The sequence below is a fragment of the Bacteroidetes bacterium GWF2_43_63 genome, from assembly GCA_001769275.1.
Classification (GTDB): Bacteria; Bacteroidota; Bacteroidia; order Bacteroidales; family DTU049; genus GWF2-43-63.
On sequence record MEOQ01000038.1, the window covers coordinates 100217 to 114942 of the forward strand.

Consider the following 14726-nt stretch of genomic DNA (forward strand, 5'->3'; position numbering starts at 1 on the left):
CTTTTATTTTGATTGTAAAGTTACAACTTTACTTATGTTAATGCAAGGTTTGTCAATGATTTTTATCATGACATTGGCAGGAAAATATATTGTTTTTCCATAACATCGAGTTTTACTCCGCGTTTTTTATCAATGTTCCCGGCAAGCAACTGTTTTGATAATTCATTGATGATCTTTCGCTGAATAAGCCGTTTGATCGGGCGCGCACCGAGTTGTGGATCATAGCCTTCAGTTGCCAGTTCATTCAATGCCTCCTCGGTATATTCAAAACGAATTTCCTGACCTTCGAGCATTTTATTCAGTTGTTTCAGCTGAATTATAACGACTTCTTTGATTTCTTCCGGCAGCAATGGTTTGAACATGATGATTTCATCCACACGGTTCAGAAATTCTGGTCGCAGCGTGTGTCTCAGCAAATCAAAAACATCTTCGCGTGTTTTTCTGAATATCTGTGATTCGCTTCCCGGTTGCAAATCTTCATAATTATCCCGTATGATTTCAGCACCAAGATTGCTGGTCATGATGATGATGGTGTTTCTGAAATTGGCCGTGCGTCCTTTGTTGTCGGTCAAACGCCCATCATCGAGCACTTGCAGTAAAATATTGAATACGTCCGGATGTGCTTTTTCAATTTCGTCGAGCAGCACAACACTGTACGGCTTGCGGCGCACAGCTTCGGTCAGCTGGCCGCTTTCATCGTAGCCAACATATCCAGGAGGCGCACCGATGAGCCGTGAAACACTGTGTCGTTCCTGATATTCGCTCATGTCGATGCGTACTAAACTATTTTCATCGTTGAACATGTATTCGGCCAGAGCCCGCGCCAGTTCTGTTTTTCCAACACCTGTTGTTCCCAGAAAAATAAATGAGCCAATGGGTTTCTTTTCATCACTGAGTCCGCTGCGGCTACGACGGATCGCATCGCTTACCGCTTCAATAGCCGCATTCTGACCTACAACCCGCTTGTGTAATTCTTCTTCGAGGTGCAATAGTTTTTCTTTTTCACTTTGCAACATTCGACTCAAGGGAATTCCGGTCCATCGGGAAACTATCTCTGCAATCTGCTCTGAGTCTACTTCTTCGTTGATAAGTGTGTGTCCGGATTTTTTGTTTTGAATCGACTCTTCAAGTTCATGCAAAAGATTTTCTGCTTCTTTTATTTTTCCATAACGAAGCTCTGCAACTTTGCCATAGTCGCCGGAACGCTCTGCCTGCTCAGCTTCGAATTTGTAATCCTCGATCGATTTTTTCGCATGCTGGATTTGATCTACAATTTCTTTTTCTTCTTTCCATTGTGCAGTGAGTACATTGCGAACGTCGCTCAGCTGGCCGATTTCCTTGTTGAGCAGATTGAGTTTTGATTCATCCTTTTCGCGCTTGATTGCCTCGCGTTCAATTTCCAATTGACGTATGCGGCGTTCCAGTTCATCGAGTTCTTCGGGAACAGAATTGATTTCGAGACGCAATTTGCTGGCTGCTTCGTCAATAAGATCAATGGCTTTATCCGGCAGAAAACGATCGGTAATATAGCGGTTTGAAAGTTCAACAGCTGACAAAATGGCTTCATCTTTTATTCTCACCTGATGATGCGTTTCGTAGCGTTCTTTAAGCCCGCGAAGAATGCTCACCGAATCTGCTGGCGATGGCTCATCCACCATAACGACCTGAAATCGTCGTTCCAATGCTTTGTCTTTTTCGAAATATTTCTGATATTCATTCAATGTGGTTGCACCTACTGCACGCAGTTCGCCACGCGCCAGAGCGGGTTTCAAGATGTTGGCTGCATCCATGGCACTTTGATTTGCGCCTGCTCCTACGAGTGTATGAATTTCATCAATGAATAGAATAATCTGTCCTTCGCTGTCGATCACTTCTTTGATCACGCTTTTCAGACGCTCTTCAAACTCGCCCTGAAACTTGGCTCCGGCAATTAAAGATCCCATGTCGAGTGAGAAAATTACTTTATCTTTCAGGTTTTCCGGGATATCGCCTTTGATAATTCTGTGCGCAAGACCTTCTGCTATTGCGGTTTTTCCAACACCGGGCTCGCCAATCAGAATGGGATTGTTTTTTGTGCGCCGCGTTAGAATCTGAAGCAGACGTCTGATTTCTTCATCACGCCCGATCACCGGATCCAGCTTGCCTTTCAGCGCCAGGTCGTTCAAATTTCGAGCGTATCGATTCAGCGCATTGTATTGGTTTTCCGCACCAGCACTGGTCACTTTGCTGCCTTTTCGTAAATCGGCAATGGCGGTTTTTAGGTCTTTTTCTGTAATTCCTGCATCCTTCAGAATTCGTTCGGCAACTCCATCGCTCTCAACCAGCCCCAGCAGAATATGTTCAAGGCTGACAAACTCATCACCCAATTCTTTCTGTTTGGCCATGGCCTGCTGAATAGTTTTCAGTCCTGACGGTGATAAAAATGGTTGTCCGCCTTCCACTTTCGGCCGTGATTCAATTTCTTTATTGGAAAGTTGTTGAATAACTACCGCGTTTGCACCGAGCTTTTTCATTAGATAGGGAGTTACCTGTTGATCTTGCTCAAGCAAAGTGTTTAAAATATGAATATCTTCAATGGCCTGATTTTTATTTTCAAAGGCTTTTTGGAATGCCGATGCAATAATTTCCTGGCTTTTTATGGTGAAAGACTCGAGATTCATAATTATTTTTTTCAGGGGACATCAAAATCCTCTCCATGCCATAAAATCATCGATATAATGACATTTTGGCCGATTCAGAATGGGTTATTTATGTCATGTTTACATTGTCAATATGCCGTTTCAATACATTAATAATTAGATAAAATCCTTTCGAAAATGAGTTTAAAACACAGTAAATCAACTTTATGCATATGAAATCATTTGCATTAAACATTCATTAAACTTTGTCGCTTATAACTCATCCAATATTCAAGTTTGCGAAACTATAAAGTGTGAATAATATGGAAACCAGAAATAAACCAACGCTCGTTCTCGGTGCAAGCCCGAATCCGTCGAGGTATTCCTATCTGGCCACACTGAAACTATCAGAGCACGGACACACCGTTTATCCGATTGGAAATAAAAACGGGAAAATCGGCGATTTTGACATTTTGAAGTCCGGTCATGATCAGCAACAGGTACATACTGTCACGTTGTATCTGGGAGAGAAGCATCAGAAAGAATGGGAAGACTATATTCTTTCGCTGAATCCTGAGCGAATCATTTTTAATCCTGGTGCCGAAAATCAGAGTTTATTTGTGAAAGCGTCGCAAAAAGGAATTTTTTGCATGGAAGCCTGCACCCTGGTTATGCTTGCCAGTGGATCATTTTGATTTTATTTTTTCAGATTTCGGATTGCCATTTCCGGATCAGCGGCTTTGAAAATAGCATTGCCAGCCACTAAAACATCAGCCCCAGCTTCGAAAACGTCGTGTGCATTCTTTTCATTAATTCCACCATCAACTTCAATGAGGCAATTCTGATTCCTTGACCGGCGCAGCAAGTTAAGCGCTTCAATCTTTTTGAGTGTTCCTGAAATGAATTTCTGACCGCCATAGCCGGGATTGACAGACATGAGCAATACGAAATCAAGATCAGAAATCACCTCTTTAAGAACGTCAACACTTGTATGCGGATTCAGCACAACGCCTGCTTTAGCGCCAAATTCTTTTATCTGATGAATGGTCCGGTTCAAATGAATGGCTCCTTCATAGTGGATACTCAGGTACTGTGCGCCAGCTTTTACAAATTGCTCGATATAGCGTTCGGGCTGAGTAATCATCAAATGTACATCGAGCGGTTTTTTAGCAATGGCAGCTACAGCTTCAAGTACCGGAAATCCAAAAGAAATATTCGGCACAAAAACGCCATCCATCACGTCCACATGAATCCAATCGGCTTCGCTGCGGTTGAGCATTTCAATGTCTTTTCCGAGATTCAGAAAATCGGCGGAGAGAATGGATGGAGCAATTTTGGGCGACATAATTTTTTTTACAAAGATAATAAAAAGCAATATGCACGTTTTTTAGACACGGCAGATGTGTCTCATAAAAATAAATCAAAACAGAATTGAACGATCAGGGAGTTTAAAGTGTATTATCTGGTGAATCAAAACCTGAATTATGAAAAAGCTCGTTTTTATTATTGCCGTTTTTATTTTTGGATTTTCATCCATAGCTCAGAAACCTGAAAAAATTGTTTCTTTTGTGATTGAACCTCACGAATGTGACTGGTATCAGACACAGGCGGGATTATGGAGAAAAGAAACAATGAAAAATAAAAAGGATGCATCAGCATGGATGTATTATTACCTTGCCACCAGATATGAGCACACGATGTGCGGAGAGCCACAATATATGCTTGATGAAGAAGACTACAAAGTATTGGGTGATATTTTGAGTGGAATGGCTAAGCATATCCCGCAATCATACGAATACAATTATCTGATGTATTACAACTCCGGATGGGGTAATCCGGAAAACAGCAAATACCTGCTGAAAGCATATGAAATAAACCCTGACCGGAGTGAGATTTATCCCGATCTTATTGTTTACTTCGAAACAAATGGCAAATATGGAGACAGGGATAAAGTGGTTAAGCACCGACAGGAAATATCACCGGCATCGCCCGGAATGATGGCCTGGAACTACAATGCACTGGCGACACTCGAAGAAAATGCAATAGTATTAACCGGCGGAGACAACGACACCTATCAGAAATGGATATTGCAGGTGGTGAACAATATCCGTCCGGATGTGAGAGTAATCAATACCAGTCTAATTATGATTGAGAGTTACCGAAACCGCTTGTTCAGCGAACTTGGCATTGCTCCGTTTACAATAAAAGTTGATTCATCAAACTGGCAGAATTTCAATCAGCTTATTGTTGAACATGTCTGCCACAACAGCGGATCTCATCCGGTTTATATTTGCAATTCCGTTCCCGAGGGACACTATACCTCACTGAAAGACAGCTTGTATCTTGAAGGCCTGGTGTATAAATACAGCCCGGAGCGTTATGACAATATTGCTGTCATCAGAAAAAACTTTGAACAGATAATGCTGTTGGATTATATTACTACTCCGCTGTCGGCTGATGTTTCCCAATCTATTGTTGACAATTCCAATCTCAATTATATTCCGGCATTTATTCAGTTGTATGATCATTACAGGCTTTGCGGCGAATCGGATGAAGCAGGCAAAATGGCTAAACTTCTGCGTCTCCTTGTATCAAGAGCAGGCAATGATGAATATCGGAAATATGTTGAGGATTACCTTAACGAAAAGTAGCATGCCGCAGGGAAAGACTGGAAAATCAATAATGGCCGGTTCCGGCGATAATCAGCTGATGATGCTGGTTGCCGGAGCCGACCATGCTGCATTTACGGAGCTTTACAACCGCTGGGCCGGAAGAATCCGGTATTTTTTTCTTCGTTTGTACGGTTATAATTATGAAACAGCCGATGACCGCACGCAGGATACTTTCCTGAGAGTTCTTGAAAGTGCCCCGAAGTTTGATCCCAATCAACGCTTTTCCCCCTGGCTTTATGCCATTGCTTACAACCTCTATAAAAACGACCTGAGACGCCGCCGGCTGGATATTGAGTTCCGTGAATCAGCGGTTAGGGAAGCGGATGCAGTTATGCCGGTTGCCGAACGAAAGACGGAGATACATTCTTCGGCAAAACTAATCAACAAATATCTCGACAGGCTGGATCCGGAAGTGAAGACCATTTTTATTCTGCGTCATGCCGGGGACCTTTCTGTTCCTGAAATCGCGCGTGCAACCGGATGTCCGGAAGGAACGGTTAAGTCACGATTGTTTTATGCCATGAAAAAAATAACGGAAAATCTGCAACCACACACTATAAACGATTGGTTATGAAAAGCTTTGATATGTTTGAGAATTTTGAAAGTCTACTGATTAGCAAAGATTATGATCAGTTGAATGAAGAAGAGAAAACTTTTGTTCATTCGTTTTGTGATGGTTCGGAAGAGTATTTTACGATGAAGCAGGTCCTGTTGCAAAGCCATTCTTTTGCGGATGAAAGCGAGACCATTACTCCGCCACCTGGTGGAGCCGATCAGGTGTTCGATCGCTTTTTATTGCGAAAAAAAACAGGAAAACGGGTTGCTTTTTACAATCGCAAAACATCGGTATTGTGGGTCGCAGGACTGGCCGCAGCTCTTATTTTTTCGTGGTTGATCCGGTTTCCGGTATATGAGCATAAAGCCGATCCGATGTTCATTCCTGATATCACTCCACGTTTTATAACCGAGGTAAAAACCGACACGGTGATAAAAGAAGTTCCGGTTTACATTCAACCTGAAACCCCGACGGGCACTCATTTACCGGAGTCGTCAAACGAAGTTGTGTCTTATGGCGGAATGGTTTATGTGCAACCGGTCAGCTCGGTGGGCGAAAACAAGGAACAACGTCAGGGTACCAATGCGAGTGAAATGGGCGATCTGGCAAAACTTGCGGTGACGATGAATTGAAATATCAAAAATAAAATTTGTAAATCCACATTGGGTTGTTTACAAAACAACGATTCCACCCACATCCAAAGGCTCTTCATTGCCAATAAAAATCAGCTCTTTATTCTGACTGGCACACATGGTTGAAAGTATTGCTGCGTAGGAGCTGCCGCGCGAACCAGTGTACAGCACTTTGTTTTCGAATTGTCCGATGGTGCCTCCAATAAATCCGTTGGAAGCTCCTGATAGTTTTATTTGTGCGGGCTTTACAAAACGAACAACTTTCTCACGACTCGCCAACTCTTTTTCAATTCCTGCATCGGATGTTATAAACTCGCTTCCAATGCGGGCCAGATTGCAGGCGATATAACCCTGTTTAACTTCAATAATTTCTTTCGATTTCAGCTGCGACATTATCGACTCATCGGTGTACTTGCTCACGACGGCAATTTCATCATCGCAAAAAATATTGTAAAATGCTGTGTCGGGGTAACGAAACCCAACTTTTTGAATTCCGGATTCGAAGGGAATTTGCATTTCATTAAACAGATCAATAATATCCGATGGTGCATTGGGAGCCAGAATCCACTGACCATGAATGTTGGCAATAAAAATATCCGGATGACCACTTATGGCAGGATAGACCATACTACCTGCATCGAAAAATGTGATTTCGCCGTATATATCGAGACGCTCTGCAATTTTAGACGCTCTGTAATCAAGAATAAAATGCATGAAAATCTCCTTTTTTAATGTTTGAATCGGAACGAAAATACAATAAAAATCCTTTTTGTCTGAAATAATTAGCATTGCATCGTTTGGGGCCCAGAGCAGAGTTTATGTCAGACGGGTGAATAGTGAATCCTGAAATGACTGAGTCCTGATGCAGCGTTTTTTCGAATTTGCGTTGCCATATGCGAGCTTGGACATGCTGTCGGAATGCGGGAATCCATGGACCGGCGAGCAGTGACCCATTGTAAAGAAATTCCGAAGGGTGCAACCCAATTTTATAAATTTGAACTCCGGCTTCCAGAAAGAGTTCCAGCACATCGGCCGATTGTTCAATGGCTTCTTCGATGGTGAGCGGAATGTATTCGTTGTTGTTGTAAAGCTGCTCCAGATCTGTGTCGCGGAAGACGAGCAGGGGATAAATCCTTGTTCCTTTTGCTCCGCAGCGAATAATTTCTTTAGCAGTGAAAACCGCTTTGTCGCGTGTGTCGCCGGGCAATCCGATCATCATCTGCATACCAAGGGTGAAGCCATGCGCATTGATTTTTGCCGCTGCTTCATAAACAACCGAGGCGGTGTAACCGCGTCCGGAAAGTCTCAAAACTTCGTCGTCGAGCGATTGAACACCAAGCTCAATAATGCTTACTCTGTAACGTTTCAGTAATGAAATAATGTCATCGGTAATGGCGTCAGGCCTTGTGCTTATGCGAATATTGCGGATAGAATCATTGTTGAGATAAGGTTGAACAATTTTCAGATATTGCTCTTGCAAATCGGCTGACAGCGCCGTAAATGATCCTCCGAAAAACGCCAGTTCAGTAGTGATATCACGACCGATTAATGTTGAAAGATGTTGTTCAATAATGCTTTTCACTTCCTCTGCATCCGGCACCGAATGCTGCCCACTGATGTGTTTCTGATTGCAGAAAACACATTGCTTCGGACATCCGAGTTCCGGCAAAAATATGGGGATGATGGAATGATGTTTCATAATCTAATCAAGAACACTGAACAAGGAACATGGAAGGAAGAAATAGAGGCAGAAGTATATGAAGAGTCTTTAGACTTTATGAACTTATGGTGAACACTGAACACCGAATTTGAAATATTCAGAAACTGCGTAATTCCTTGTTCGATGTTCATGACTCTGTATTTACTTCATCATTCTCACTTCCTTGTTCCTTGTTCATGATTCTGTTATTACTTCGTCATTTTTACTTCCTTGTTCAGTGTTCAAAAACCGGTATTTCCTTCGTCCTTCTACTTCCTTGTTCAGTGTTTATGATTCTAGTAATATCCTTCCCGTTTTCGAATAACCCATTCCGCTGAAACAAGCGCCAGGATGATGAACAGAATCCACTTCCATTCAAGCAGATCGATGTATTTGTTTTCGCGGTAATAGGTGGATTGAATCAGATTATTTTTCTCAAGAAAAACGGAAATATCATTGAGCTTTTCGGGACTAACCATGATACCGCCGGTTTGCTGAGCAATGAGTCTCAAAACATTGAAATCGGCGCGGGTGCTGGCCAGTTCAGGGTTGTAGCTGTCAACTGTAATCCGGCCGCTTTGAGTGTAGGGATATTGTTTGCTTTTTACCTGTGCAGTAAATGAGTACTCGCCGGGTCGCATGCGGCCACAATTGAGCGAATATCCGGAGCCATCAGGCAAGAAAGAGCAAGCATAATTTTTTCCGGTCGAGTCGCGCAGAATCAGATCTATGGGCTCGCTGTTGACGAGTTCGAAATTCTGATTGAACAACTCGGCATTGAAAGTTATTGCTTCAGTTTCGGAATGTGTTGGTTCGTATATCACACGAAACCGGCTCCGGTCGCTGTTTTGACAAAGGAACTGAGCAATACGCGACATGAAAGAATCGAATAATTCGTGCGAATTATTTCTTTGGAAATCGTATATTTTCCAGCGCCAGACGCCTTCTCCAAGCAGGAATGCCCATCGCTGTCCTTCGACCTGACTCATGCAAAGCAGTGGCTGAGACGAAATAACATTTCCGATGCGCTGATAAATGAGAACATCGGTGCCAGCTGAAATACTGTAGTCACCGAATGCCGCGCTGAGTGGTGGCATGGCTTTTACAAAATCTGCTTCCTGTTGCGGAACAGAAAACAAGGAGAAGTTTTCATTAAGTACGCCAAGAACTTCGTTGGGGGCAGCACTGCGCACACGTACGGTAACACCGGCATTCAGTGCATTCAGTGAAGCATAGTTCGTGTTGGCTCCGGTGATCATCCACACAGGAATTCGTGCGGCTTTCGCTTTTTCAATCAACGCGCTGTTGCGTGTACTTGCTGCAGGAATCTGATGCAGAATCAGTAAATCATAATCTGTAATATCGCCTGCATTTGCTTCGCCGGTAACTGCTTTTACCGAATAATTCAGATTCGATTCCAGCGACGTGCGGATGGCTCTGATATCGGGATGTGGTGCTGATGCGACGATAAGCACTTTCTTCACATCATCAGCTACATTGAAATAAAAAACACGCGTATTGTTGGCCGTGTTTTTCTCACCTATTAATACGGAAACTGACACAACAATTTTGTTCAGCCCTTTTTTGTCAGCAAAGCCGCGGATATTGAAAACACGCGAAAACTGGTTGCCCTGAATATCTGAATTGTGATTGTAAATTTCTTTGTCATTGTGCGTGACCTTCACTTGAATGCTTTGCCCTGTAGCTTGCTGAGCAGTTACCGAGAATTCAACCGGAAAGTAATTGTTGTAAATCACATCACGATTTCCGGTCAGTGATGTAATCGCCGCATCGGTATGGGTGCTGGTATCGCCAACAGCAACTGTGAAAACAGGTGTCTGAATCTGTTCTGCAGCGGTCAATGGATTAGATCCGGTATTGTAAATTCCATCGCTGATGAGCACAATTCCCGCTACGTTTTTATTGATATAACGGCTGCGAATTTCATTGAACACATTTCCAATATCGGTCAGATTGCCGCTGTAATCCGCATTTGGTCCGGCAAGTAATGAATCGCTGAAATGATAGCGTGCAATTTCAAGTTCATCTTGCAATCCATTGAGCCATTGGTCAACAATTTCCGGGAGTTTGTTTTTTACAAAATCAGAATCTGCCGATGCTGTCATCGATTTTGAATTGTCGCTGGCAACTATCAGCACAGGGTTGTTGGTGATTTTTACATTCAGCCGTATGAGTGGTTCCAGCAGAAAAAAAGCGAGCAGTGAAACGACAATGAAGCGCAGAATAAACAGAACAGATCTGATTCCCGGGCGCCATTTATTCGACTTTTTGCCAGTGTATAGTACTGCTGCGTATGCAGCACCCAGCGCTATACACAGGACGATCAGCCATAGCGAATATCCGGAAATCAGGCCCATAATAAATTACTGTTGCATAGCACCACAAACGCTGATGACCTGACCAGAAACATAGTCTGCGAGATCAGAGCCAAGGAATACAGCTACATTGGCGACATCTTTTGTTGTTCCGATTCTTTTCAAAGGAATATCATTGATCCACTTGTTGCGGATATCATCCGGCAATTTTGCGGTCATTTCAGTTTCGATAAATCCAGGTGCGATGGCATTGCAATGTATGTTGCGTGAACCAAGTTCCTGTGCAATGCTTTTGGTGAAACCAATGATACCGGCTTTTGACGCGGCGTAGTTGCCCTGACCGGCATTGCCTTCGATTCCAACAACAGAGCTCATGTTGACAATAGAGCCAAAACGCTGTTTCAGCATGACTTTCTGAATGGCTTTGGTCATATTGAACACAGATTTCAGATTGACGGTAAGCACCAGATCCCAGTCCTGTTCAGTCATTCGCATCAGAAGGTTATCGCGGGTAATTCCGGCATTGTTCACCAGAATATCAATCACCGGAAATTCAGCACTTACATCGGCGATTAGTTTTTCGCAATCGGCAAAGATGGAAGCGTTGCTTGCGTACGCCCTGGCTTTGACACCCAGTTTTTCAAGTTCTTCAACAAACTGCTGTGTTTCTTCAGTCACAGTCAGGTCGGTTATAATTACATTTGCACCGTTTTCGGCATAGGTTTGCGCAATGGTTTTTCCGATTCCTCTTGCAGCACCTGTGATGATGGCGGTTTTGCCTTCCAGAAGTTTCATCTTTCTTTTGGTTTTGATTTGAGGTTGCAAAAGTACGATTAAATGTGCTAATATGCTAATGTGTTGATGCACAATGCATAGCGCGCAACGCACAATGCTCAACGCTTGTCAGAACACCCAACATTCTGGCGTCCACCCGACACTGCTTTAAGCAAGAGAGTGGTCCCGGAATCGTTGGGTACCCTGACAGGCTCAGAACAGCTCTTTTCACTTTTATCTTTTTACTATTATCTTTTGCCTTTTTGCTCTCGCTCTGAATTTCTCCAACCTCTCTGCGTCGCTGACTGTGTCACCACGTGAAACGTGGCAAGCTGTTTTACGTGAAAGCGACCTGAGTGCGTTGGAGAATAACAATGCAGCGCAATCTGCGTGACAAACTCCCGCCCTACATTAAGTCGTGTTTAAGAGCGGTCCCGGAATTCCGCCGGTAGGCAGTCTAGCTGTATGGTGTAAGTTGTAGCCGGTCGGACGAAAAATTGTTTCCCCAAGTGTTCGCTTAATTAAATAATTTGTCATATTATTGCAGGAATAAATTCATTAAGATGATAATTTTCAAAATTGAAGAACTTACCCTCTATATGCTCGAACTGAAAAAAGAGAATGTGGAGTTGAGGAAGATGATTGATGAGAAATGATTGGAATTGAGAACTATTAATTGAGAAACTATGAAAACAAAATCAATAAAAAATATTTTCACTCTCGCTCTCATTCTTTTCATTGCTTTTGGTTGTGGCAGATACGAGGATGGGCCGTGTATTAGTTTCAGAAGCGTGCTTGATAGAATTGAAGGAGAGTACGAAGTAGTTTATTTGTCGAAAAATGATATTGACATTACCCAAAACTGGAAAGACAGTTGCGATTGGCATTTTTATTTTGATGATAATGAAAACACTCCCCAAAAAGAACAAATGCTTGATTTTGGTGGAAAATGCTATATAGATGATTCTTTAGTTCAAATAATTGGCGAGGATATGTATACTTTTGATAATAACAAGAAGGAACTGTACTTAGGCCTGTTTGGCTATTACGTTTTTGGTATTAATAGTTATCAGTCTGATTCCATTGGGATGAATCCTTTTATAACAGGTTCCGCAAGATTTTTTGACATCATAAAACTTACTCCAACTGATCTTTGGCTTAAGAAAGTGGAAACAAATGGTGATGAATACATCGTTAAGCTTAAACAAATTTCTGAATTATGAAACAGATATGTATGTCTTAAATAAAGTCTAATGTTGCAATAAAAGTTGCATTAATTCAACAGGATGATAAAACCAACTATTTATGAAGAAGCTTTTGATTAAATCAATATTTATATTGCTGGCCATTGGCTTGCTATTTTCGTGTCAGATTGAGAAGCGGCAGTATGTGAAGGGGTTCTTCGTAAGTAATCCGGCATCGGAGCATAGCTCCCGAAGTGAAAGCAATCAACTTACCGATACTTTTATTGACAATGTAGATACAGTGCAGGGTGCTGATGTTGCAAAAACACAACTGGAAAAAATTTCAGCACCGGATCAGACAAATGATTCTTTGCAGACAGAAAACTTCTCAAAGGAAACAGTGTTTACTAAGAGCATTTCAAATATTGAGTCAGGATTATCGACTGCATTCAAACATTTATTACTCAGAAAAACTTCATTACTTACATCTATTCCGGCTACTTTTGGTGCAAGAAAGTTGCATCCATTGGCAATATGGGCTTTTGTCATGATAGCAACGGGTTTTCTTGCATTAATACTTGGTGTTTATTTTGAAGCTGGTGCTTTAGCATTTGTATTTTTAGGTCTATTAATAGCTGCTTGGGTCTTCTTGCTTATGGCAATAATAAAAACAAAAGAAAATCCGCAGCAGTGGAATGGGTTAATTATTGAGAATTTTATTCTTGTCATGTTGTCTCTTGTTGTTTTTAGTTTTGTGCTGGGAATGGCATTATTAACTTTATAAATAAAAATAAATCTTAAAGCACAAGTTTTACTTGCTTTTCTATTGACCTCGCAATTCGGATCATCTCAAGAACTATTTAATCAAGAGGCTGAAAGATACTGGTATTACAGGGATCGCTTGAAGTATTTTGATATGCCAGGAACAGAGCCTGGACAAAGTTTTTTACTTTTGTCTTTTTGTATTCGCTCAATTACACGCTTCCGGCTTTCCAGAGTCGCGAATTATCCGAAAGAGTCGGTGAGAAATAGCGCTCAGAGCCAGTTCGGCGCATTAATCAACGAAAATGATTTTTGCTGCACTTACAACCCTGTTGTTTTGATTCATTTGCAGAAAATAAATTCCGGCGGGCAGATTATTTCTTGCAACAAAGAAAGATTTACCGAAGAGTTGGTTCATTTGCAGAACCTTGCCCCCAGATGAATTAAACAAAGCAAGGGATGCATTTTGTAAATAAAAATCTGATTTGATGCTGATTTCAGCTACATTGGGATTCGAGAAATGAATTAAATTGGCTTGTGTCGGTTCTTCAATTCCTTCGACAATCAAATTGCATCCGAATTCTGAAATGTAACCGGACTCAAACAGAATCTCTTCTCCTTTTTTTGCACAAACAAGATATCGGTCCGTGAAATCATTAGCGTAGTCACATATAGCATCAATCAGGCCTGAGCTGCTGCCAATTCCTTCAATTATGTATGGATGACAATAAAATGAACCGTAATTGATACAGCTATCAAGGATCCATCGTCTGTGATAATTTCCATCAATCAGAACTGAATCAACGGCATTTACTGTTTTCGGACATGTGAAGTATTTCCCAGCTATTCCTTTTACAGTATCGCCTGGCTGCAAATTATAATCAAGCAGTAAAGAATCGGTGTTCGTTCCGTCGTAAACAAAAAAGGTTTTATCTGCAACCGAATCATCGCGCAGAGCCCCAAGGTAACAAGGTGGCTGACTCTGAGGGCTGGGGTATAGCGGATGAACATTGATGTGAGTGATGTATAAATATGATCTGTAAATTTTCTTGTATTGCTTTGCACTAATGACTGTATCTCCATTTATGTAATAATGGAAATACGAATCCCAGAAATAATAATTTTGAAATGGATTATGAACAAAATAGTCAACTCTCCACATTGATGAATCAGGGAAATAGCGGTAGGTTGCTGATTGTGCATTCCCATTGTTGTATATAAGAATGAAAAATGAAATGATGCAAAGCAGTTTTTTCATCATATTGCTTTTATTCGAAAAATAAAAAATCTAAAACAAAGTTATGTGTTATTTTAATAAAATGCAAAGGAGGCAAGAAAACTTTTTCAAAAGTCCTCAATAAAATCTAAAACAACCGGACTGCTTTTTTATCCTTCAGGATTAGTCCTGACTTGTCCGCCCCTGTTGCCATGTTGAAAAATCGCTATTGAAAATCAGTTAGTTGTGACAAAAAATGATGAAATTTGTCGCACTA

Annotated in this window: 13 protein-coding genes; 6 read left to right on the plus strand and 7 right to left on the minus strand. The window is 41.7% G+C overall.

Going from position 1 to position 14726, the window contains the following annotated elements; genetic code table 11:
* Positions 1-65: 65 nt before the first annotated feature.
* The gene (locus tag A2W93_00575) at positions 66-2660 is read right to left on the minus strand and encodes an ATP-dependent chaperone ClpB (protein OFY53894.1); all 2595 of its coding nucleotides are present in this window, start codon (positions 2658-2660) and stop codon (positions 66-68) included.
* A 281-nt stretch (positions 2661-2941) separates the two neighbouring features.
* On the opposite strand from A2W93_00575, the gene A2W93_00580 reads away from it, so the two are divergent.
* Positions 2942-3313, plus strand: a complete 372-nt coding sequence (locus tag A2W93_00580; protein ID OFY53895.1) for a CoA-binding protein — start codon at positions 2942-2944, stop codon at positions 3311-3313.
* Positions 3314-3315: 2 nt separating this feature from the next.
* Here the strand turns inward: A2W93_00580 and A2W93_00585 are convergent, their stop codons facing one another.
* Positions 3316-3966, minus strand: a complete 651-nt coding sequence (locus A2W93_00585) for a ribulose-phosphate 3-epimerase (GenBank protein OFY53913.1) — start codon at positions 3964-3966, stop codon at positions 3316-3318.
* A gap of 136 nt (positions 3967-4102) precedes the next feature.
* Here A2W93_00585 and A2W93_00590 point away from each other — a divergent pair, with 136 nt between their 5' ends.
* The 3 genes from A2W93_00590 to A2W93_00600 are packed head-to-tail and all read left to right on the plus strand — an operon-like array spanning position 4103 to position 6478.
* Positions 4103-5269: a hypothetical protein gene (locus tag A2W93_00590; protein ID OFY53896.1), complete on the plus strand. Its 1167-nt coding sequence runs from the start codon at positions 4103-4105 to the stop codon at positions 5267-5269.
* A 1-nt stretch (position 5270) separates the two neighbouring features.
* Entirely contained in the window at positions 5271-5864 is a 594-nt protein-coding gene (locus A2W93_00595) for a hypothetical protein (GenBank protein OFY53897.1), read from the plus strand.
* Complete coding sequence (locus tag A2W93_00600; GenBank protein ID OFY53898.1) at positions 5861-6478, plus strand: hypothetical protein; 618 nt, start codon at positions 5861-5863, stop codon at positions 6476-6478. Before A2W93_00595 ends, A2W93_00600 begins: the two co-directional genes overlap by 4 nt.
* 39 nt (positions 6479-6517) lie before the next feature.
* Here the strand turns inward: A2W93_00600 and A2W93_00605 are convergent, their stop codons facing one another.
* From A2W93_00605 to A2W93_00620, 4 genes are all read right to left on the minus strand, one after another.
* On the minus strand, positions 6518-7192 hold the full coding sequence (locus A2W93_00605; protein OFY53899.1) for a hypothetical protein: 675 nt from the start codon (positions 7190-7192) through the stop codon (positions 6518-6520).
* Positions 7176-8177, minus strand: coding sequence for a hypothetical protein (locus A2W93_00610; GenBank protein OFY53900.1), 1002 nt, complete (start codon positions 8175-8177; stop codon positions 7176-7178). The genes A2W93_00605 and A2W93_00610 overlap by 17 nt, the downstream gene beginning before the upstream one ends.
* Before the next feature lie 296 nt (positions 8178-8473).
* Positions 8474-10555 carry a hypothetical protein gene (locus tag A2W93_00615; protein ID OFY53901.1) on the minus strand — a complete coding sequence of 694 codons (2082 nt, stop codon included), beginning with the start codon at positions 10553-10555 and terminating at the stop codon, positions 8474-8476.
* A 6-nt stretch (positions 10556-10561) separates the two neighbouring features.
* Positions 10562-11308 carry a 3-oxoacyl-[acyl-carrier-protein] reductase gene (locus tag A2W93_00620; GenBank protein OFY53902.1) on the minus strand — a complete coding sequence of 249 codons (747 nt, stop codon included), beginning with the start codon at positions 11306-11308 and terminating at the stop codon, positions 10562-10564.
* Positions 11309-11973: 665 nt separating this feature from the next.
* Here A2W93_00620 and A2W93_00625 point away from each other — a divergent pair.
* Both A2W93_00625 and A2W93_00630 read left to right on the plus strand, forming a co-directional pair.
* The gene (locus tag A2W93_00625; protein ID OFY53903.1) at positions 11974-12510 is read left to right on the plus strand and encodes a hypothetical protein; all 537 of its coding nucleotides are present in this window, start codon (positions 11974-11976) and stop codon (positions 12508-12510) included.
* An 82-nt stretch (positions 12511-12592) separates the two neighbouring features.
* Positions 12593-13255: a hypothetical protein gene (locus tag A2W93_00630; GenBank protein ID OFY53904.1), complete on the plus strand. Its 663-nt coding sequence runs from the start codon at positions 12593-12595 to the stop codon at positions 13253-13255.
* Positions 13256-13525: 270 nt separating this feature from the next.
* Here the strand turns inward: A2W93_00630 and A2W93_00635 are convergent, their stop codons facing one another.
* Positions 13526-14494: a hypothetical protein gene (locus A2W93_00635; protein ID OFY53905.1), complete on the minus strand. Its 969-nt coding sequence runs from the start codon at positions 14492-14494 to the stop codon at positions 13526-13528.
* Between the last annotated feature and the right edge of the window lie 232 nt (positions 14495-14726).